At 57.7% G+C, this 19420-nt stretch carries 20 protein-coding genes and 1 riboswitch; of the genes, 14 read left to right on the top strand and 6 right to left on the bottom strand.

Features of this window, described 5'->3' with window-relative positions:
- Positions 1-9 precede the first annotated feature (9 nt).
- The 6 genes from ACR0DX_RS09860 (at position 10) to cmk (ending at position 6531) form a co-directional block, all read left to right on the top strand.
- Positions 10-897, top strand: coding sequence for a hemolysin family protein (locus ACR0DX_RS09860; RefSeq protein ID WP_170354851.1), 888 nt, complete (start codon positions 10-12; stop codon positions 895-897).
- A 26-nt stretch (positions 898-923) separates the two neighbouring features.
- Positions 924-2384 carry an apolipoprotein N-acyltransferase gene (gene lnt / locus ACR0DX_RS09855; RefSeq protein WP_480845978.1) on the top strand — a complete coding sequence of 487 codons (1461 nt, stop codon included), beginning with the start codon at positions 924-926 and terminating at the stop codon, positions 2382-2384.
- Between the two features lie 47 nt (positions 2385-2431).
- Positions 2432-2480, top strand: a riboswitch (SAM-SAH riboswitch).
- A 5-nt stretch (positions 2481-2485) separates the two neighbouring features.
- The gene (gene metK / locus ACR0DX_RS09850) at positions 2486-3667 is read left to right on the top strand and encodes a methionine adenosyltransferase (RefSeq protein ID WP_170354853.1); all 1182 of its coding nucleotides are present in this window, start codon (positions 2486-2488) and stop codon (positions 3665-3667) included.
- A 123-nt stretch (positions 3668-3790) separates the two neighbouring features.
- The gene (gene trmB / locus ACR0DX_RS09845) at positions 3791-4501 is read left to right on the top strand and encodes a tRNA (guanine(46)-N(7))-methyltransferase TrmB (protein WP_170354854.1); all 711 of its coding nucleotides are present in this window, start codon (positions 3791-3793) and stop codon (positions 4499-4501) included.
- 69 nt (positions 4502-4570) lie between these two features.
- Positions 4571-5917, top strand: coding sequence for a 3-phosphoshikimate 1-carboxyvinyltransferase (gene aroA, locus ACR0DX_RS09840; protein WP_170354855.1), 1347 nt, complete (start codon positions 4571-4573; stop codon positions 5915-5917).
- Positions 5914-6531 carry a (d)CMP kinase gene (gene cmk / locus ACR0DX_RS09835; RefSeq protein WP_170354856.1) on the top strand — a complete coding sequence of 206 codons (618 nt, stop codon included), beginning with the start codon at positions 5914-5916 and terminating at the stop codon, positions 6529-6531. Before aroA ends, cmk begins: the two co-directional genes overlap by 4 nt.
- Positions 6532-6558: 27 nt before the next feature.
- Here cmk and ACR0DX_RS09830 read toward each other — a convergent pair whose 3' ends face one another.
- Entirely contained in the window at positions 6559-7038 is a 480-nt protein-coding gene (locus ACR0DX_RS09830; RefSeq protein ID WP_170354857.1) for a YHS domain-containing (seleno)protein, read from the bottom strand.
- 218 nt (positions 7039-7256) lie between these two features.
- Here ACR0DX_RS09830 and ACR0DX_RS09825 point away from each other — a divergent pair, with 218 nt between their 5' ends.
- The 8 genes from ACR0DX_RS09825 (at position 7257) to trpB (ending at position 14877) form a co-directional block, all read left to right on the top strand.
- The gene (locus ACR0DX_RS09825; RefSeq protein WP_170354858.1) at positions 7257-7790 is read left to right on the top strand and encodes a hypothetical protein; all 534 of its coding nucleotides are present in this window, start codon (positions 7257-7259) and stop codon (positions 7788-7790) included.
- Positions 7791-7927: 137 nt separating this feature from the next.
- A complete protein-coding gene (locus tag ACR0DX_RS09820; RefSeq protein WP_170354859.1) occupies positions 7928-9607 on the top strand; it encodes a tryptophan halogenase family protein in 1680 nt (559 codons plus the stop codon).
- 138 nt (positions 9608-9745) lie between these two features.
- On the top strand, positions 9746-10054 hold the full coding sequence (locus tag ACR0DX_RS09815; protein WP_480845973.1) for a DUF6525 family protein: 309 nt from the start codon (positions 9746-9748) through the stop codon (positions 10052-10054).
- Between the two features lie 237 nt (positions 10055-10291).
- On the top strand, positions 10292-11968 hold the full coding sequence (gene rpsA, locus ACR0DX_RS09810; RefSeq protein ID WP_170354861.1) for a 30S ribosomal protein S1: 1677 nt from the start codon (positions 10292-10294) through the stop codon (positions 11966-11968).
- Positions 11969-12238: 270 nt separating this feature from the next.
- Positions 12239-12523: an integration host factor subunit beta gene (ihfB, locus tag ACR0DX_RS09805; RefSeq protein ID WP_170354862.1), complete on the top strand. Its 285-nt coding sequence runs from the start codon at positions 12239-12241 to the stop codon at positions 12521-12523.
- Between the two features lie 6 nt (positions 12524-12529).
- On the top strand, positions 12530-12880 hold the full coding sequence (locus ACR0DX_RS09800) for a lipopolysaccharide assembly protein LapA domain-containing protein (RefSeq protein WP_170355059.1): 351 nt from the start codon (positions 12530-12532) through the stop codon (positions 12878-12880).
- Positions 12881-12886: 6 nt separating this feature from the next.
- Positions 12887-13537 carry a phosphoribosylanthranilate isomerase gene (locus ACR0DX_RS09795; protein ID WP_480845970.1) on the top strand — a complete coding sequence of 217 codons (651 nt, stop codon included), beginning with the start codon at positions 12887-12889 and terminating at the stop codon, positions 13535-13537.
- Positions 13538-13629: 92 nt separating this feature from the next.
- Positions 13630-14877: a tryptophan synthase subunit beta gene (gene trpB, locus ACR0DX_RS09790; RefSeq protein WP_170354864.1), complete on the top strand. Its 1248-nt coding sequence runs from the start codon at positions 13630-13632 to the stop codon at positions 14875-14877.
- A 66-nt stretch (positions 14878-14943) separates the two neighbouring features.
- Here trpB and ACR0DX_RS09785 read toward each other — a convergent pair whose 3' ends face one another.
- The 5 genes from ACR0DX_RS09785 to ACR0DX_RS09765 all read right to left on the bottom strand — a co-directional run bounded on the left by ACR0DX_RS09785 (position 14944) and on the right by ACR0DX_RS09765 (position 19386).
- Complete coding sequence (locus tag ACR0DX_RS09785; protein WP_170354865.1) at positions 14944-15318, bottom strand: DUF2237 domain-containing protein; 375 nt, start codon at positions 15316-15318, stop codon at positions 14944-14946.
- A 9-nt stretch (positions 15319-15327) separates the two neighbouring features.
- The gene (locus ACR0DX_RS09780) at positions 15328-16491 is read right to left on the bottom strand and encodes a serine hydrolase domain-containing protein (RefSeq protein WP_170354866.1); all 1164 of its coding nucleotides are present in this window, start codon (positions 16489-16491) and stop codon (positions 15328-15330) included.
- Between the two features lie 82 nt (positions 16492-16573).
- Positions 16574-17251 carry an aminoacyl-tRNA hydrolase gene (gene pth / locus ACR0DX_RS09775; RefSeq protein WP_170354867.1) on the bottom strand — a complete coding sequence of 226 codons (678 nt, stop codon included), beginning with the start codon at positions 17249-17251 and terminating at the stop codon, positions 16574-16576.
- A gap of 129 nt (positions 17252-17380) precedes the next feature.
- Entirely contained in the window at positions 17381-18028 is a 648-nt protein-coding gene (locus ACR0DX_RS09770; protein WP_170354868.1) for a 50S ribosomal protein L25/general stress protein Ctc, read from the bottom strand.
- A 191-nt stretch (positions 18029-18219) separates the two neighbouring features.
- Positions 18220-19386 carry an alpha-hydroxy acid oxidase gene (locus tag ACR0DX_RS09765; RefSeq protein ID WP_170354869.1) on the bottom strand — a complete coding sequence of 389 codons (1167 nt, stop codon included), beginning with the start codon at positions 19384-19386 and terminating at the stop codon, positions 18220-18222.
- Positions 19387-19420 lie beyond the last annotated feature (34 nt).

Genomic DNA, 19420 nt, shown 5'->3' with positions numbered 1-19420 from the left:
AATGGGATAATGGGCGATACAGACGGCAGTTCTATGGCAGCGCAAAGCGCGCAACCAAAGGAAGGCACAGAAAACACCAAAGAGAAAGCTGGGTTTTTCTCTCGAATAGTGGATGCATTCTCGTCGCAAGATGATGAGCAGGTTTCGGGCGCCAATGGGCATGAAACCGACAAAACGCAACCACGTGGCATGATCAATCTGCGCAGAATGCGAGTCGAGGATGTTGCGATCCCGACAGCAGAAATAGTGTCGGTCCCATCAACCATAACCAAGGACGAACTTGCGCAGGTGTTTCGCGAAAGCGGCCTGTCACGTATCCCGGTCTATGACGGCACTCTGGATACGCCTTTAGGGTTTGTGCATCTCAAGGATTTCGCGCTGACCCATGGGTTTAACGGAACCTCATCCACATTCGACCTAGTCTCGATGCTACGCACTTTGCTGTTCGTGCCACCCTCGATGCCAATCGGCGTTCTGATGACAAAAATGCAGACCGAGCGCAGACACATGGCGTTGGTGATCGACGAATATGGGGGCGTCGACGGTTTGGTAACGATCGAGGATTTGATCGAACAGGTTGTAGGCGAAATTGCGGATGAGCATGACGCCGATGAAAGCCAGCTTTGGCTGCAGGAAAAGCCGGGTTGCTATATCGTTCAGGCCCGCGTACCGCTCGAGGATTTCGAGGCCGAGATCGGACGTTCCTTGACCAGCCATGAGGACGTCGACGAAGAGGAAATCGATACCCTGGGCGGGCTTGTCTTCATGCTCTCGGGGCGCGTTCCTGCCCGTGGCGAAGTTGTCTTGCATCCCGAGGGGCCCGAGTTCGAAGTCATAGATGCCGATCCGCGCCGGATTAAAAGACTGCGGGTCATGTTGCCGGATCTCGTTGTATGAACCCTGCCGCGAGGTGGCCATTCTGGGTGACTTTTGGTTTGGCAGCGTTTCTGGGCGCCGTTGCGGCGTTTGGGCTAGCGCCATTCGGTTATTGGTTTGCAACTGTGGCCGCGCTGCTTGGTCTTGGGCCGTTGTTCGTTACTGCGCCTTCTCGGTCACGCGCGGCCTGGATCGGCTGGGCATTTGCCACCGGGTATTTTGCGCATTCTCTCAGCTGGATTGTCGAGCCCTTTCTGGTCGATGCCGAGCGTCACGCCTGGATGGCGCCATTTGCGCTGATTTTTATGGCCGGAGGGCTCGCGCTATTCTGGGCCTGCGCTTTTTGGGTGGTGCGCCGTCCGGGCGCGTCTGCACTTGGTCAGGCTGTTTTGCTTGCTTTGGCGGTTTCGCTTGCCGAGGGGGCGCGGGGGTATGTTCTGACGGGATTTCCATGGGCTGGATTGGCGCAAGTATGGGTTGACACTCCGGTGGTCCATGTTCTGGCGTTGATCGGCCCTTATGGGTTGGGCACCGTGACGTTGTTGGCAACGTTACCTCTCGGGGCGGCGTTGGCGCAGCGCTCAAGGATCGGGGTGGCAGCCACGTTGTCTGTTGGTGCTATCGGGCTGGTGGTGGTTAGTGCGTTGTCTGTGCCTGCAGTGACCTATACCGGTCATGTTGTCCGGATTGTGCAGCCCAATGCGCCGCAACACCAGAAATGGGACCCTGACTACGCCCCGCTTTTCTTTGCACGACAGTTGGAGTTTTCAGCAGCGCAGCCCCGACCGGATATGATTGTTTGGCCTGAAACCTCTGTCCCGGCTTGGTTGGGTAGCGCACAACCCTATCTGGATGCAATCGCGGATGTAGCCAAGGGTGTGCCAGTTGTCTTTGGGATACAAAGAGGCGAGGGGCCTCGGATCTACAACTCATTGGTCTATCTGGGCGAAAATGGCCAGCAAGACGCGTTGTATGACAAACATCACCTTGCCCCGTTTGGCGAATATGTTCCTTTTGGTGATTTAATGGCGCGTTTCGGGGTTTACGGGATGGCGACTACAACGGGACATGGATTCAGTGCGGGACCAGGGGCCGAACTGTTCGAGGCGGGCAAGCTGGGCAAAGCACTGCCATTGATTTGTTATGAGGCCGTCTTTACGCAAGATGTTCTATCGGCTCCGGCGCGGGCTGATTTTTTGCTTCAGATCACAAATGATGCCTGGTTTGGAACCCGTTCGGGACCATATCAGCACCTTGCGCAGGCGCAGATGCGCGCTGTTGAACAGGGTCTTCCTATGATGCGTGCCGCTAATACTGGTGTGTCCGCCATGATCGACCCGCTGGGTCAGGTGACGCAGTCTTTGGCGCTGGGCAACGCGGGTTTCATAGACGCCGAGCTTCCTGCGCCTTTGGCAGCGACCCTTTATTCCAGGCTTGGCGACTATCCTCTTTTCCTTGCACTGTTTTTCGCCACGATCGCACTGTGGCGACCTGCCCGACGGACGTGATTGCAATTACTGATTGACGCTTTCAAACTCTGAGCGTATCCCCCATGTGCCCGTCACAACGGCTTCCTGGCGTGATGGGGAAATCTTAATGGAGCACTTTTATGTCCCGACAGAACTATACTTTCACTTCGGAGTCCGTATCCGAAGGGCACCCCGACAAGGTCTGTGACCGGATTTCGGATGCGGTACTTGACGCATTTCTGAACGAAGAACCTGAAGCGCGCGTGGCGTGTGAAACTTTTGCCACGACCAACCGGGTTGTTATTGGTGGCGAAGTCGGCTTGTCGGATCAAGACAAACTTCACGATTACATGGGTCGCATCGACGAGATCGCGCGCGCCTGTATCAAGGATATTGGCTACGAGCAGGACAAGTTCCACCACGAAACCGTCGAGGTGACAAACCTGCTGCACGAGCAATCTGCCCATATCGCACAGGGCGTTGATGCCTCGGGCGACAAGGACGAAGGCGCGGGCGACCAGGGGATCATGTTCGGCTATGCCACGACCGAAACGTCTGCGCTGATGCCGGCTCCGATTCAGTATTCCCACGCGATCCTGCGCCGTCTGGCCGAGGTCCGTAAAAACGGCACCGAGCCCGCGCTGGGCCCCGACGCGAAATCGCAACTGTCGGTCGTGTACCGCGATGGCAAGCCTGTGGGGGTCAGCTCGATCGTGTTGTCGACCCAGCATTTGGATGCAGCGCTGTCTTCGGATGATATCCGCGCAATTGTCGAGCCTTATATCCGCGAAACCCTGCCCGAGGGCTGGCTTTCGGCCGAGACCGAGTGGCACGTGAACCCAACCGGCAAATTCGTGATTGGCGGCCCCGACGGGGATGCGGGCCTGACCGGCCGTAAAATCATCGTCGACACCTATGGCGGTGCCGCACCTCATGGAGGCGGCGCGTTCTCGGGCAAAGACCCGACCAAGGTGGACCGTTCAGCGGCCTATGCGGCGCGCTATCTGGCCAAGAACGTAGTCGCTGCTGGCATGGCGGAACGCTGCACCATTCAGCTGAGCTATGCGATTGGTGTTTCCAAGCCGCTTTCGATCTATGCCGAGACCTATGGCACAGGTCAGGTTTTCGACGCCGAAATCGAAAAGGCCGTTGGACAGGCGATGGACCTGACACCGCGCGGTATTCGTGAACATCTGCAGATGAACAAGCCGATCTACCAGCGCACTGCAGCTTATGGTCACTTTGGCCGTGAACCCGATGCGGATGGCGGTTTCAGCTGGGAACGCACCGACCTTGTGGACGCGCTGAAAGCGGCGGTCTGATCGGTATTCAAAAGTGCGCCCTGACGGGCGCGCTCTTTTCTGGTGCTTTTTGGGGGCGGCGGGTCTGTTGAGTGGACCGGCCGCCTCTTGCGTCTGTGGTGTCTGCGCAGTATGGGCACGGCCATGAGCACCGAGACACCCCAACGCCCCCGCAGGAACTTTTATGGCCGCTTCAAGGGCAAAACCCTGAAGCCCAGTCAAAAGACGTATCTGAGCGAAGACCTCGATGCGCTGTCCCCCGGTGCGGTCGATTGGGAGAGTAACCCCGAACGCGCGCCGCTGGACCTGCAGGCGCTGTTTGGCGGGCGGGATGTCTGGCTTGAGGTTGGCTTTGGCGGCGGTGAGCATCTGGTGCATCAGGCGGCGAACAACCCCGATATCGGCATCATCGGGGCCGAACCCTACATCAACGGCGTCGCCATGTTGCTGGGCAAGATCCGGCAGGCTGGGGTCGAGAACCTCGCTGTGCATCCTGGCGATGCGCGCGACCTGTTCGATGTTTTGCCCGAGGCCAGCATCTCGCGTGCATTCCTGCTCTATCCCGATCCGTGGCCCAAGACGCGGCACCATCGTCGCCGCTTTGTGACACAGGAACATCTGCAACCGCTGGCGCGGGCGCTGAAACCGGGTTCGATCTTTCGGGTCGCGACTGATATTCCCGACTATGTTCGCCAAACGCTTGAGGAAGTGCCACGCGCCGGGTTCGAGTGGCTGGCCGAGCGCCCGGCTGACTGGCGCGAACCATGGGATGATTGGATTTCCACCCGTTACGAACAGAAGGCTCTGCGCGAAGGGCGCACGCCGCATTACCTGACCTTCCTCCGCACAGGCTGATTGCCGCTGGACCAACCGGCCCCAATTCGCTAAGCGGCTAAGGCACTGATAGCGAAAACAGGAGCCCCCATGTCCGGACACGGCACGCCCATCCCGATGACCTCATATCCCTGCGGTCCGCTGACCGGAACGGCAGAGGTGCCCGGCGACAAGTCGATCTCGCACAGGTCGCTGATTTTGGGCGCGATGGCGGTGGGTGAGACGAAGATTTCCGGCCTGCTGGAAGGTGAGGATGTTCTGGACACTGCCAAGGCCATGCGCGCCTTTGGTGCCGAGGTCACGGATCACGGCGGAGGGGAATGGACCGTGCATGGCGTCGGCGTCGGTGGCTTTGCCGAGCCGGATCAGGTGATTGATTGCGGCAATTCTGGCACGGGTGTGCGGCTGATCATGGGTGCGATGGCTACCTGCCCGATCTCAGCCACGTTTACTGGGGATGCCAGCCTGAACAAGCGTCCCATGGCGCGGGTGACGGACCCGCTGGCGCTGTTTGGGGCGCAATCGGTTGGTCGCTCGGGTGGGCGTTTACCGATGACCATCGTGGGCGCGGCCGAACCCGTTCCGGTACGCTATGAGGTGCCGGTGCCGTCAGCGCAGGTGAAATCTGCTGTGCTGCTGGCAGGTCTGAACGCACCGGGCAAAACTGTTGTCGTTGAAAAAGAGGCCACTCGCGACCATTCGGAACGGATGCTGGCCGGGTTCGGCGCAGAGATCACCGTTGAGGATACAGATGAGGGCCGGGTGATCACCCTGACCGGTCGCCCCGAGTTGAAGCCCCAGGTTATTGCCGTTCCGCGCGACCCGTCCAGCGCGGCGTTTCCGGTTTGCGCAGCGCTGATCACGCCCGGTTCGGATGTGTTGGTGCCGGGCATTGGCCTGAACCCGACCCGCGCGGGGCTGTTTACCACGCTGCGCGAGATGGGCGCGGACCTGACTTATGAAAACGAACGCGAAGATGGCGGCGAGCCCGTTGCCGATCTGCGGGCGAAATACTCGCCTAACATGAAGGGCATCAACGTGCCGCCGGAACGAGCGGCCTCGATGATTGACGAATACCCGGTGCTGTCCGTGGTTGCGGCCAATGCCACCGGCACCACGATGATGGGCGGCGTGAAAGAGCTGCGCGTCAAGGAAAGCGACCGGATCGACGCAATGGCCCGCGGGTTGCGCGCCAATGGTGTGACCGTGGAAGAGGGTGAAGAATGGTGGTCGGTTGACGGTCTGGGCATCGGAAATGTTCCCGGCGGCGGTACCTGCGAGAGCTTTTTGGATCACCGCATCGCCATGTCGTTCATGGTGATGGGAATGGGAGCGAAAACGCCTGTGTCGGTTGATGATGGCGGACCGATTGCGACCTCGTTCCCGATCTTTGAACCGCTGATGGCGACGCTGGGCGCCAAGGTCGAACGCGCGTGAGTTTCACGGTTGCCATAGACGGGCCAGCGGCTGCAGGGAAGGGCACGATCTCTAAGGCCGTCGCGGCGCATTTCGGCTTTGCCCATCTGGATACCGGGTTGCTCTACCGCGCGGTGGGGCGGCGCACGCTTGAGGGGATGGACCCGATCGCAGCGGCGCAGGCCCTGACAGCCGAAGAATTGCAACAGGGTGACCTGCGTACGGCCGAGATCGCGCAGGCGGCCTCGAAAGTGGCGGTGATCCCCGAGGTCCGCGCGGCTCTGGTCGATTTCCAGCGCGCCTTTGCGCGGCGGGTCGGGGGTGCAGTTCTGGACGGGCGCGATATTGGCACTGTCATTTGCCCCAATGCCGAGGCGAAGTTGTTCGTAACCGCCAGCGCCGAGGTCCGGGCCGAGCGGCGTTACCTTGAGCTGAGTGCCAAGGGCGCGGACGTCACCCGCGATCAGGTTTTGGCCGATGTGCGCGAACGCGATGCGCGGGATGCAGAACGCAGCACGGCCCCGATGAAACCGGCCGAAGATGCGGTGCAGTTGGACACATCGCATCTGAGCATCGAGGACGCTTTGGCGCAGGCCATCGAGCTAATCGAACAGAAAAAGCCCGCGACGCCGTAACGCCGCGAGCTTTCGCTTGGAGGTGGGTTAAAGCTCGCCGACTGCGACGCTTTTGATCTTCGACCATTGGCCATCAGCGGTTTTTGCCGTGCCAGGCACGTCTTTCAAAAACGCGGCACGGGTTTCGGCGTTCAGGAAAAGGTACAGTTTGCCGTCTGCGACCAGATACTGATCTGGGTCACCGTCGAATTTCTTGCCAACCGACACCCCGAATGAGCAGAACCCACCATGCTGCGGCAGATAGGCGGCAGGGTTGGCCTCGAACGCGGCAAGGTTCTCGGCGGTGGTGAAATAGTAGGAGGCACCGTCATAGGTGGCCGAATGGGTGGCAAAACCATCGACCGGATTGCCGTCATTGACCAGTGCCACCAGATCGACCCCATGTGCGGCCAGCGGAGCGCCCGCCGCCGAGATACCGTTCGAGACGTTAATTTCATCTGCGGCAAAGGCCGGGGCGGCGATCAGTGGCAGGGTGGCGATCAGAGTGGTCAGAACCAGGGATTTCATTGCGTTTCCTTTCATCATTTAAGCTGGGCGCGGCCGGTTTGCCCGCCGCTGAAACAAACCTAGGCGTCAGGAGTTGAACGGACTATGTTTGATGGGCTTAAAAACATTGCAGATCGTCCGATACTCGGATCGTTTGGAAGGTTCTCCTCACCAAGCTTTGTTTGGCCAGTGTCGTTTGATCCACATATGCTCAATGGGCAACCTGCAGGAGCGATGCGATGATCCGACTAGCCCTTTTTCTGATAGTTCTGGCCACAGGTCTGGCCGCTCAAGAGGCGCAGGACGCTCCTGAGTTGGAACCGCCCATGACCTATGAGCGGCTAGGAAAAATTCTGTTCGCTTTGGACCCGGAGGCGCTGCCGCAGGGGCCTGGTTTTCAGCTGACGGTCGGGGATACTCCGGTTCTGGTCATCACGGATGTGAACGCCGATCGGATGCGGGCCATGGTGTCGATTAGCAGCGCGGCTGATCTGTCACCCGCGGACCTGCAGCGCATGATGCAGGCGAATTTCGACAGTACGCTAGATGCGCGTTATGCGATCGCCAACGGTACCTTGTGGGCGGCCTATATTCATCCGTTGTCCACGTTGGAAAAAGACCAGCTGATCTCGGGTCTGGCCCAAACGGTTAACATCGCCAAGACATACGGCACCCTCTATTCCGGCGGTGCTGCTGAATTCGGTGGTGGTGACAGTCAGGGCCTACAGCGCGAATTGATTGATGAGCTTTTGAAGAAAGGCGAAGAGATCTGAGGCAGGCGCAACTATGCGCGTTCTGATGCTTGTCTGACACGCCGTTTTGGCGCGCTCAACGCCTATGTCATAGGCTCTGGCCCGGTGCGGGAAAACTGTTATAGTTCCCCAAAATAAAAAGGGGGGAGCAGAGCAGAATGAACAATCGATTGCGCAAAATCACCATTGTGGGTGGCGGTACAGCCGGGTGGATGACCGCACTTATCCTTGAGATGGTGTTGTCCCGGACATCGGCGCCAAAAGATCGACCGCGGATATGTCTGATCGAAAGCCCGAATATCTCGACTGTTGGTGTGGGCGAAGCAACGGTTCCTCGTATGCCGGTGACGCTCCGGCAGGCTGGAATAGCTGAACGGGATTTCTTTCGCGAAACCAACGCTTCCTTCAAGCTGGGTGTGAAGTTCTGCAACTGGAACAAGGACGCCAAAGGTAACCGTATCGATTATATGAACCCATTTGCTCATGGCCAAATGCTGGAAGGGCTTGAAGCGGCCGAGTATTACTTGCGATTTGGCAATGGGGATCGGGATTTCACGCAATCGATCGCTCCGCATGACGATTTGGCCCGTCTCTGCAAAGGCGCGCGACCGCTGGGCGCACCAGAATTCGAGCAGCGATTTGGCTATGCGTATCATCTGGATGCGGTGAAATTCGCAGGGATGCTGACCAGGGTCTGCACCAAGCGCGGTGTCGAGCACATTCAGGATGAGGTCCAGTCGGTTGAATTGGACGAACAAGGCAATGTCAGCCACCTGATGTTAGAGCGTAAAGGTCGCCATGACATCGAGATGGTTGTGGATTGCACCGGGTTCCGTGGGTTAATCATCAATCAGGCTCTGGGTGAGCCGTTCATGGATTACTCGGACTATCTGCCAAATGACCGGGCGATGGCATTGCAGATCGAACATCCTGATCCGGACAAGATCGAGAGTGCAACACGGTCCACGGCCCTGGGGGCCGGTTGGACGTGGCGCGTGCCTTTGTTTAACCGAGTGGGCACCGGCTATGTGTATTCCTCGGCGCATCGCACGGATGATCAGGCGGCGGACGAGTATCTTGAATGGTTGGGCGACAGCGGCAAGGGACTGACGCCGCGCGTTATCCCGATGCGCGTTGGGCGGGTGCGAAACGCCTGGGTAAAGAACTGCGTCGCCATCGGCCTGTCTGGCGGTTTCATCGAACCGTTGGAGAGCACTGCGATCCACATGATCGACCATGCGATCCGCTGGTTTGCCGAACACCTGCCGACGCGTGATATCGAGCCGTCACTACGCGCGCGCTACAACCGGCAGATGGACAAGCTCTATGATGAGGTGCTTGAATTCATTTGTCTGCATTACCGGCTGGGCAACCGCACGGATGATCAATATTGGATCGACGCCCGGACCGAGATGAAAATTCCTGACCGGTTGGCTGAGAACCTTGAGCTTTGGCAGCACCGTTTGCCTATGCAGCACGATGTCGAGTTTGCCACTCTGTTCGACCATCGCGTTTTCCAAACAGTGTTACTAGGCAAACAGGTCTACGACACCGGCTATGGAACTGGTATTCGCGACCGCGTTCGTCCGTTGAAAAAACCGATTTGGTTCCAATGGTGGAAGGGTGCGAAGGTGGATCTGGCTCAGATTCTTAAGTCCATGCCAGATCATAAGACATTGCTACGCGACATTCGCGGTGAATTGGAAAAACCGGCCTTCGGTAAGCCGGCAAGGCCGACAGTGGCGATGCCAGGCGTAAAACCGGCGCCTTTGGCCGTCCAGAACATGCCGAACTTTGCTGAAATTCAAAGCGGCGCAAAGGATTTGCAACTCTTTTAGCAGTACCTTGCGCGGTGCAAAAAAATGTTCAGACCAAACTTGGGGGCAGGGCAAAATCCTGCCCCTTTTCTTTGAAGGGGACACTTGTTGGTCGCGATATGGTATGTAATAACATCACAAATTGTGATGAGGCCAACGGTGCATTTTGAAGATGATACACATTTTAAGCGTGGGACGGTCAGGCGAAGCGGCCGTAACCTGCGCAGTAATCTGAAACGCCGGCGGCGGTGCACGTGCCCGATGCAGGCATACGACTCGTTGCCCTCTGAATTACGCGCCTGGCTGGCAGAAGCGTGCTTGCCCTGGAGCCCTTCCTCGGCCCTGAAAATCTGGAATCGTTCGGGTGGATCGGCAAATGCCGCCGAGGCCTTGTCCCGGCTTGATGCAATCGAGCAGTCCATGTTGAGAAGGGACTCGGTTGTCTGGACGGGCAAAGAATGCGCGTAAGCTGGCAATTAAGGGCTTTGCTCTTGCGCATTGCCTGAAATCGGCCTATACGCGCGCTGTCTTAACACGGGCGGTCAACGTCCGGATGACGTATCTGAGCAGGGCCGGGTTACCTCGGCCCTTTGTGTTTGTGTAGTCAGATGCGCACCGGATCACGCTTGCAAGGCACCATGAAACAAGACCGGCGGAGACAACCGCTCGGCCAGAAAAAACACTTGTAAAGGAAAACACTGCCACATGGCTGATACATCCATGGAGGAATTCGAAGCCCTCCTGAACGAAAGCTTCGAAATGGACACGCCCGAAGAGGGTTCTGTTGTCAAAGGTAAGGTTCTGGCGATCGAAGCCGGCCAAGCCATCATCGACGTCGGCTACAAAATGGAAGGCCGCGTTGATCTGAAAGAATTCGCAAATCCCGGCGAAGCTCCTGAAATCGCTGTTGGTGATGAGGTAGAAGTTTACCTGCGCGCCGCAGAAAACGCCCGTGGCGAAGCTGTCATCTCGCGTGAGATGGCCCGCCGCGAAGAGGCATGGGACCGTCTGGAAAAAGCATATGCCGACGACCAGCGTGTCGAAGGTGCAATCTTTGGTCGCGTCAAAGGTGGCTTCACCGTCGATCTGGGCGGCGCAGTTGCGTTCCTGCCCGGCTCGCAGGTTGATGTGCGCCCCGTGCGCGACGCTGGCCCGCTGATGGGTCTGAAACAGCCGTTCCAGATTCTGAAAATGGACCGTCGTCGTGGCAACATCGTTGTGTCGCGCCGCGCAATCCTGGAAGAATCGCGTGCCGAGCAGCGCGCCGAAGTTATCGGCAACCTGTCCGAAGGTCAGACCGTCGAGGGTGTTGTCAAAAACATCACCGAATACGGTGCATTCGTTGACCTGGGCGGCGTTGACGGCCTGCTGCACGTCACCGACATGGCATGGCGCCGTGTGAACCACCCGTCCGAGATCCTGACGATCGGCGAAACCATCAAGGTTCAGGTCATCAAGATCAACAAAGAGACCCACCGCATCAGCCTTGGCATGAAGCAGCTGCAAGAAGATCCGTGGGATCTGGTTGCTGCGAAATACCCGCTGGGCTCGGTCCATCAGGGTCGCGTCACCAACATCACCGACTACGGCGCGTTCGTCGAGCTGGAAGCCGGTGTCGAAGGTCTGGTGCACGTGTCCGAGATGTCCTGGACCAAGAAAAACGTCCACCCCGGCAAGATCGTTTCGACCAGCCAGGAAGTCGACGTCATGGTTCTGGAAATCGACGGCGCCAAGCGTCGCGTGTCTCTGGGCCTGAAGCAGACTCAGCGCAACCCGTGGGAAGTGTTTGCAGAAACACACCCCGAGGGCACCGAGGTCGAAGGCGAAGTCAAGAACATCACCGAATTCGGTCTGTTCATTGGCCTCGAAGGCGACATCGACGGCATGGTTCACCTGTCCGACCTGTCCTGGGACGAGCGTGGCGAAGATGCGATCCAGAACTACCGCAAAGGCGACATGGTTTCGGCCGTTGTCTCGGAAGTTGACGTTGAGAAAGAGCGTATCTCGCTGTCGATCAAAGCCCTGGGCGGTGACAAGTTCGCCGAAGCCGTGGGCGGCGTGAAGCGTGGTTCGGTCATCACCGTTGAGGTCACCGCGATCGAAGATGGTGGTATCGAGGTGGAATACGAAGGCATGAAGTCCTTCATCCGCCGTTCGGACCTTTCGCGTGACCGTGCCGAGCAGCGCCCCGAGCGTTTCAACACTGGCGACAAGGTCGACGTCCGCGTCACCAATGTCGACAGCAAGACTCGCCGTCTGGGCCTGTCGATCAAAGCACGCGAAATCGCCGAAGAGAAAGAGGCCGTGGAACAGTACGGTTCTTCCGACTCGGGCGCGTCGCTGGGCGATATCCTGGGCGCAGCGCTGAAGTCGGGCGACTAAGTCCGGACCTCAGTCCAAACAGTTTTACGGCCCCGTACAAGAGTGCGGGGCCGTTTTTGTTGCGAATCAATATGTTCTGAATTTTGAGCTATATTCACCTGCTGTTCATGCTTTAGGGGGGCAATTCCCGTGAACGGGCAAAAAATCGCGTGACTTTGAGGCAGAATCAAGGCTCAGCAGACAGAGTCAACGTTCCCCCGAACTAAGTTTTTTCCTATACTGTTCAGAATAATAGACATGGTAATCCGGTCGCCTGGGAGGGTAACGCACATGATCCGTTCAGAACTGATTCAGAAAATCGCCGACGAGAACCCGCATCTTTACCAACGCGATGTCGAGCGGATCGTGAATACTGTGTTCGAAGAAGTGACCGATGCCATGGCCCGTGGTGATCGGGTTGAACTGCGTGGCTTTGGAGCGTTTTCGGTCAAACAGCGCGACGCGCGGGTGGGCCGAAACCCCCGTACTGGCGAGACCGTTCAGGTCGAAGAAAAAAGTGTTCCGTTTTTCAAGACTGGCAAGTTGCTAAGGGACCGTTTGAACGGTAAAGCCTAAGGCATGATGCGCTACGTTAGATATGCTTTTTTGGCGATCCTCGCGATCGTTCTGATCTCGGTTTCGCTGGCCAACCGCGAAGCCGTTGAGCTGACACTGATGCCTCAGGCGATTGCCGATCTGATTGGGTTCAATATCAGCACCTCTCTGCCCTTGTTCCTTGTGGTTCTGGGCAGCGTTGTTGCGGGCCTGGTTATCGGGTTCCTCTGGGAATGGCTGCGTGAGCATAAGCACCGTGCAGATGCGTCGGCCAAAACCGGTGAAGTTCGCAAACTTGAACGCGAAGTCAAAAAGCTCAAGAAAAAGCAGAACGAAGGCAAGGATGAGGTCCTCGCCATTCTGGACGAGGCCAGCTAAGCTAACATGTCCGATGTAGCGGTCAAAATTTGCGGCCTGACCGCCGCTGACCACGTGCGCGCCGCTGCGGACGCAGGCGCGCGGTATCTGGGGTTCAACTTCTTTCCGAAATCACCGCGCTATGTCTCGCCGGAGCAAGCCGCACAACTAACGGATCACGTCCCTGTCGGTGTGGCAAAAGTGGCCTTGGTGGTGAACGTATCTGATATGTTGCTGGACAGGATTACCGCAGCTGCCCCGTTTGACATGTTGCAGCTACACGGGTCGGAAAGCGTAGAACGTGTGCAAGAAGTCAAAGCGCGTTACGGTCTGCCCGTCATAAAGGTAGTTGGCGTGGCCGATGCCAAAGACCTGCAAGCAATAGACACCTACAGTGATGTTGCCGACCAGTTGCTGGTTGATGCCAAGGCCCCTAAAAACGCGGTCTTGCCAGGTGGAAACGGGTTGGCCTTTGATTGGCGTTTGCTGGCTGGGCGTAAATACTGGCGCAAGCCTTGGATGCTGGCCGGTGGCTTGAACCCCGATAACGTGGCCGAAGCGATCCGGATGACCGGTGCACGTCAGGTGGACGTTGCCTCGGGTGTGGAAAGCGCGCCGGGTATCAAGGATGCCGATCTGATGCGGGCCTTTATCGCTGCGGCAAACGCGACCGGTTGACGCGTCTGGCAAAGCATCGAGCGAGTGCGTTTTGCCATGGCAAATCCCGCCGCTACCTCCTATGAACGACAGGTAAGATGACGGAGACAGCCATGGCCAACGATCTTTTCAATTCCTTCATGTCCGGTCCCGATGAGCAGGGCCGTTTTGGCATCTTCGGCGGACGGTTTGTCAGCGAGACCCTGATGCCGCTGATCCTGTCGCTGGAAGAGGAATACGAGAAGGCCAAAGACGATCCGACTTTCTGGGCCGAGATGGATGATCTGTGGGCGAACTATGTGGGCCGCCCCTCGCCGCTGTATTACGCGGAACGTCTGACTGAACACTTGGGCGGCGCGAAGATTTACCTGAAACGTGATGAGCTGAACCACACCGGTGCGCATAAGATCAACAACGTGCTGGGGCAGATCATTCTGGCGCGCCGTATGGGCAAGACCCGGATCATCGCCGAGACCGGCGCAGGGCAGCACGGCGTGGCCACAGCCACCGTTTGCGCCAAGTTCGGCCTGAAATGCATCGTCTACATGGGCGCCCATGATGTGCAGCGTCAGGCCCCCAACGTGTTTCGTATGCGCCTGCTGGGGGCCGAGGTGATTCCGGTCACGTCCGGCCGAGGCACGCTGAAAGACGCGATGAACGATGCGCTGCGCGACTGGGTGACCAATGTGCGCGACACGTTCTATTGCATCGGCACCGTGGCCGGGCCGCACCCGTACCCGGCGATGGTCCGCGACTTCCAGTCGATCATCGGCAAGGAAGCGAAAGAGCAGATGATGAAGGCCGAAGGCCGTCTGCCCGACACTATCATTGCCGCCATCGGTGGTGGTTCGAACGCGATGGGCCTGTTCTACCCGTTCCTTGACGACAAATCGGTGAATATCATCGGTGTCGAGGCCGGTGGCAAAGGTGTGAACGAGAAGATGGAGCATTGCGCATCATTGACCGGCGGGCGACCCGGTGTGTTACACGGCAACCGCACCTATCTGCTGCAGGATGATGATGGGCAGATTCTTGAGGGCTACTCGATCTCTGCCGGTCTGGACTATCCGGGCATCGGGCCCGAGCATTCTTGGCTGCACGACATCGGCCGCGCGCAATATGTCTCGATCACCGACAAAGAGGCGCTGGAGGCGTTCCAGCTGTGCTGCGCTACCGAAGGCATCATCCCCGCGCTGGAGCCCAGCCACGCTCTGGCTCACGTTATGAAAATTGCGCCCGAACTTCCGAAGGATCATCTGATCTGTATGAACATGTGTGGGCGGGGCGATAAGGACGTGCAGACCGTAGCAAAGTATCTGAACTTTGACATGTCGGATACAGAAGGCCGCAGCGCCGACTAAACCCGATTGCGAAAACCACAAAAGACGCGCCTGCTTGAGCGCGCCTTTTTTTGTCCGCCCACCTGCTTAATCTGCGTTGGAATGATCTGTCAGAATCGCCAGAGAGACGATGTCCAAAGCGCGCTGATGGGTTGCTTCAAGGTGCACTTTGGGCGCACACCCTTCGTCATGGGCCTGTAGAAAACGGCTGGCGCAAAGGCACCAACTGTCTCCGGGGTTGAGACCGGGAAAGTTGAACTCGGGGCGCGGTGTGTTGAGGTCGTTGCCGACATACTTGGAAAAGGCCAAAAACTCGGCCGTCATCACGGCGCAGACCGTATGGCTGCCCTGATCTTCGGGGCACGTATTGCAGGCCCCGTCACGAAAGAACCCGGTCAGAGGGTCTTGGGAGCAGGGGGCCAAAACGCCCCCCAGCACGTTGATGCTGTCCTGTTTTTGCATGGCGACACCCTACAGGCTTTGCGCAATACTGCGAAACATTTCGACATTGGCTTCGTTTACGCCATCGTCGCGGAACTTGCGATCCGCGCCAGTCGTCACGATCAAAACGCCGCGGGGTTGGTCGAAATAGATATACTGACCATAAACGCCCCGTGCGAGAAACTCGCCCTCATGCGCACCTACCGGAATCCACCATTGGTAGCCATAACCGATCTTCCCGGCCTCGGTCGGAGCGCTGGGCAGGACGGATTCGGCGACCCAATCCGCAGGTACGAGTTGCTGATCGTTGTGCTGCCCATTCTGCAGGATCATTTGACCGAACCGGGCAAAATCCCGAGTTGTGAAGTTCAAGCCACCTAGAACAAAGGCAACCCCGGCACCGTCAGTCACGTAATAGCCGTCGTATTCCAGACCCAGCGGCTGAATGATCTTTTCGGTCAGCAAATCAGTGACGCTGCGCCCGGTTGCGCCTCGGATCACCATTCCAATCACATGGGTGTCGATCGAGACATACTGCCAGGTCTCACCCGGTTTGGTGAAATTGTCCTGCAGCGAGGCTGCAAAATCGTCCAGCTTTCCACCCAACGCCACGACACGCCCCATACGGTTGATGTCTGACTTGGGGTCAAAATAATCCTCGTTGAATGTGACGCCGCTGGCCATATTCAGCACATTGCGCAGGGTCGCGCCGTCATAGGCCGTACCCTTCAGTTGCGGGGCGTATTGAACCACCTGATCATCCATTGAGGTGATCGCGCCTTCCTCCAATAGGATACCGAACAGAGCCGAAAGGTAGCTTTTGGCGACCGACCAGGAAATCCGGCGGTCTTCCGGCGTGGTGCCCAGGTAATACTCCTCGAACCGGATCTGACCATCCTGCATCACCAGAAGAGACGTCACAGCCCGGTCTTCGATCCACTGATCGGTGCCTTCGGGTAGATCAAAGCCAGTGCCATAGGGCAGGTCCCAGGTGGGGCCGTCACCGCGCGGCAGGTCGACCGTCAGGAACGCCTGTTCCATATGCGAGAAGTTATGGACAATCTTGTCTTCGCTGAATAGCGAATTCACTGCCATAAGTCGCTGAATTTCTTCGCGTTTCCAGAAGCCAACAACCACGGCGGCCAGTACCAGCATCAATGTGATGCGCAGCACCCACTTCAACAGCGTTCTCATATGTCTCCTCCCATATGCGTGCTGTATTGGACCGCGCCCCGATGCGATCTGCAATCAGGACGTTACGGCAAGACCTATGAGTCTATTTGAACTTATCCAGCAGTTTTTGCATGGCCGATCGGTCATCGACCTCGGGCTCGGGCGCGGGCTTTGATGCCGATTGGGACGGTTGAGGCGTTTTTGACGATCTCGGTGGCGCAGTCCGTAGGGCAACCGCATTCATGAACTTGCTGCTTTCTCCATCGGTAAGATGTGCGGCCCCATCTGATACGCCGCGCAGCACGTCCTCCAGCCAGTCCGAGTCAGCCTTGGCAAAGTCGCCCAAAACGTAAGGAGAGACCATCTCTTTGCGCCCCGGATGCCCGATCCCTAGTCGCACACGATCATAGGCGGGGCTGATATGTTCGTGGATGGATCGCAGCCCATTGTGACCGGCGTGACCTCCGCCCGCCTTAACCCGGACCTTACCAGGAGCGAGGTCAAGCTCATCATGAAAGACGGTCACATCAGTCGAGTCTAATTTGTAGAACCGCATCGCTTCGCCAACAGATTGACCCGAGCGATTCATGAAAGTCTGCGGCTTGATCAACAGCACTTTTTCGCGACCCAACCGCCCTTCGGCGATCTCGGCCTGAAACTTGGACTTCCAAGGGCCAAAGCTGTGATCTTGGGAGATCCTGTCTACAGCCATAAAGCCGATATTGTGGCGGTTGCGGGCATATTTCGCCCCCGGATTCCCCAAACCGACGAACAGCTTCATGATCTCGTCCCCGTTGCTTTGCACAAGGTTGATGGCACGGATCGCGACCGGTTTTCCACCCCAACCCTGCAAAAGAAAACGGGGCCCATCCGGACCCCGTTTCCAATCCAGTCACTCAAGCGTCTGGACTTATTCTTCTTCCTGACCGACGACTTCAACCTCGTCTGCGGCCACTTCTTCACCTTCTTCGTCGTCGCTGGTCGACAGACCGGTCGGTGCCGAGATGTTCGCGATCACGAAGTCACGGTCGATGGTGGGCTTGGTGCCTGCAGGCAGATCCACGGCCGAGATGGTGACAACATCGTTGATGTTCAGACCGGTCAGATCAATTGTGATCTTCTCGGGGATGTCACCGGCGGTGCAGACCAGCTCAACCTCAGGACGCACAACAGTCAGAACGCCACCCTTCTTGATGCCGGGGGCTGCTTCTTCGTTGACGAACTCAACGGGGATGAACAGCGCAATCTTGGTGGTCCGACGCAGGCGCATCAGGTCCAGGTGGGTCGGCAGGTCTTTGACAACGTCACGCTGAACGTCGCGGCAGATGACGCGGACGTCCTCGTGGCCTTCAACCTTCAGGTTCCACAGAGTGGACTTGAACCGGCCAGCTTTCAGGCGCTTGAACAGTTCGTTGAACGGGATCTTGATTGCCAGTGGGTCTTTGTCGCCACCGAAAACAACGCCCGGGACCATGCCTTCGCGGCGGGTCTGACGAGCGGCGCCCTTGCCTGTCCCCGTCCGTTCCAGAGCTACGAGATCAGGAATCTCTCCAGCCATGATAATTCTCCAAATGTTAGGGCGGGCATCCTCCAAGGCTGTATGCCCGCGTGAAGCCGCGTCCTTAGCTTGATTCATCTGTTTTGGAAAGGGGTTTTTACAGGTTCAACCATTTGCGAAGCTCTGCCTCGCGCTCCGAGGTATTTTCAGCCAGATGAAGTGCGAATCCCTTGCTTCATCTGACCCCCTGATCACTTGCGCCAACGTCCGCCGAAATCTTCGGGAACCAATAGATTGTGCCGGCCCAGGTCGGTGACTTTTCTTTCACCACACAGTGCCATGGTTGTGTCGAATTCCTTTTGGATGACGTCCAGCGCGGTGGTCACACCTTTTTGTCCCATCGCCCCCAGACCATAGACAAACGCACGGCCGATATAGGTGCCTTGCGCACCCAGGGCCACTGCTTTCAAAACGTCCTGACCGGACCGGATGCCGCTGTCCAGATGGACCTCAATATCGCCTCCGACCGCGTCCATGATCTCGGGCAGAACACGGATCGAGCTGAGAGCACCGTCCAGTTGCCGTCCACCGTGATTGGATACCACGATGGCATCAGCCCCAAGTTTGGCCGCCATCCGGGCGTCGTCTGCATCCAGGATACCCTTGAGGATGACCTTGCCGCCCCATTGTTCCATCAGCTTTTCGACTTTTTTCCAGTCGAGGCTGGGGTCGAATTGTTCGGCCGTCCACGCGCCCAGCGACGACGCGTCCGAGATACCGTCCACATGGCCAACGATATTGCCGAATTCCCGCCGTTTGGCGCGCAGCATCTCGATCCCCCAAGACCATTTGGTCATCAGGTTCGCGATGGTTTTGGGGGTCAGCTTTGGCGGTGCGGACAGGCCGTTTTTCAGGTCCTTGTGGCGCTGCCCCAGAATCTGCAGGTCCAGCGTGATGACCAAAGCGGAACACTTGGCGTCTTTGGCCCGTTGGATCAGTCGGCTGACGTAATCCTGATCCTTCATGGTGTAAAGCTGGAACCAGAATGGTGCCGAAGTGTGTTCTGCCACATCTTCGATCGAGTTGATGGACATGGTGGACAGAGTGAATGGCACTCCGAAATCTTCGGCGGCTTTGGCGGCCTTCATCTCTCCGTCTGCGTGTTGCATACCAGTCAGGCCAACCGGAGCCAGCGCGACGGGCATTGTCACATCCTGCCCGATCATTTTGGACGCAGTTGACCGCCCAGACATGTCAACAGCCACCCGTTGGCGTAGCCGAATATCTTCGAAATCCGAGCTGTTGTCGCGAAAGGTCTGTTCGGTCCAGCTTCCGCTTTCTGCGTAATCATAGAACATGCGCGGGACACGCCGTTCATAGATACGTTTGAGATCTTCAATATTCGTGATGACGGGCATGAGGTCAGCTTTCGAAGGATTGGTATAAATTGTT

The sequence above is a fragment of the Ruegeria sp. D3 genome (genome assembly GCF_056534465.1).
Note: the sequence above shows the minus strand (reverse complement) of the source record. Positions and strands in the feature narration are given on the sequence as shown.

Coding starts and splice junctions, on each gene's coding strand:
- ACR0DX_RS09860 (WP_170354851.1), top strand. CDS start 10: ATGGGCGATACAGACGGCAGTTCTATGGCAGCGCAAAGCGCGCAACCA.
- metK (WP_170354853.1), top strand. CDS start 2,486: ATGTCCCGACAGAACTATACTTTCACTTCGGAGTCCGTATCCGAAGGG.
- trmB (WP_170354854.1), top strand. CDS start 3,791: ATGAGCACCGAGACACCCCAACGCCCCCGCAGGAACTTTTATGGCCGC.
- aroA (WP_170354855.1), top strand. CDS start 4,571: ATGTCCGGACACGGCACGCCCATCCCGATGACCTCATATCCCTGCGGT.
- ACR0DX_RS09830 (WP_170354857.1), bottom strand. CDS start 7,038: ATGAAATCCCTGGTTCTGACCACTCTGATCGCCACCCTGCCACTGATC.
- ACR0DX_RS09825 (WP_170354858.1), top strand. CDS start 7,257: ATGATCCGACTAGCCCTTTTTCTGATAGTTCTGGCCACAGGTCTGGCC.
- ACR0DX_RS09820 (WP_170354859.1), top strand. CDS start 7,928: ATGAACAATCGATTGCGCAAAATCACCATTGTGGGTGGCGGTACAGCC.
- rpsA (WP_170354861.1), top strand. CDS start 10,292: ATGGCTGATACATCCATGGAGGAATTCGAAGCCCTCCTGAACGAAAGC.
- ihfB (WP_170354862.1), top strand. CDS start 12,239: ATGATCCGTTCAGAACTGATTCAGAAAATCGCCGACGAGAACCCGCAT.
- ACR0DX_RS09800 (WP_170355059.1), top strand. CDS start 12,530: ATGCGCTACGTTAGATATGCTTTTTTGGCGATCCTCGCGATCGTTCTG.
- ACR0DX_RS09795 (WP_480845970.1), top strand. CDS start 12,887: ATGTCCGATGTAGCGGTCAAAATTTGCGGCCTGACCGCCGCTGACCAC.
- trpB (WP_170354864.1), top strand. CDS start 13,630: ATGGCCAACGATCTTTTCAATTCCTTCATGTCCGGTCCCGATGAGCAG.
- ACR0DX_RS09785 (WP_170354865.1), bottom strand. CDS start 15,318: ATGCAAAAACAGGACAGCATCAACGTGCTGGGGGGCGTTTTGGCCCCC.
- ACR0DX_RS09780 (WP_170354866.1), bottom strand. CDS start 16,491: ATGAGAACGCTGTTGAAGTGGGTGCTGCGCATCACATTGATGCTGGTA.
- pth (WP_170354867.1), bottom strand. CDS start 17,251: ATGAAGCTGTTCGTCGGTTTGGGGAATCCGGGGGCGAAATATGCCCGC.
- ACR0DX_RS09770 (WP_170354868.1), bottom strand. CDS start 18,028: ATGGCTGGAGAGATTCCTGATCTCGTAGCTCTGGAACGGACGGGGACA.
- ACR0DX_RS09765 (WP_170354869.1), bottom strand. CDS start 19,386: ATGCCCGTCATCACGAATATTGAAGATCTCAAACGTATCTATGAACGG.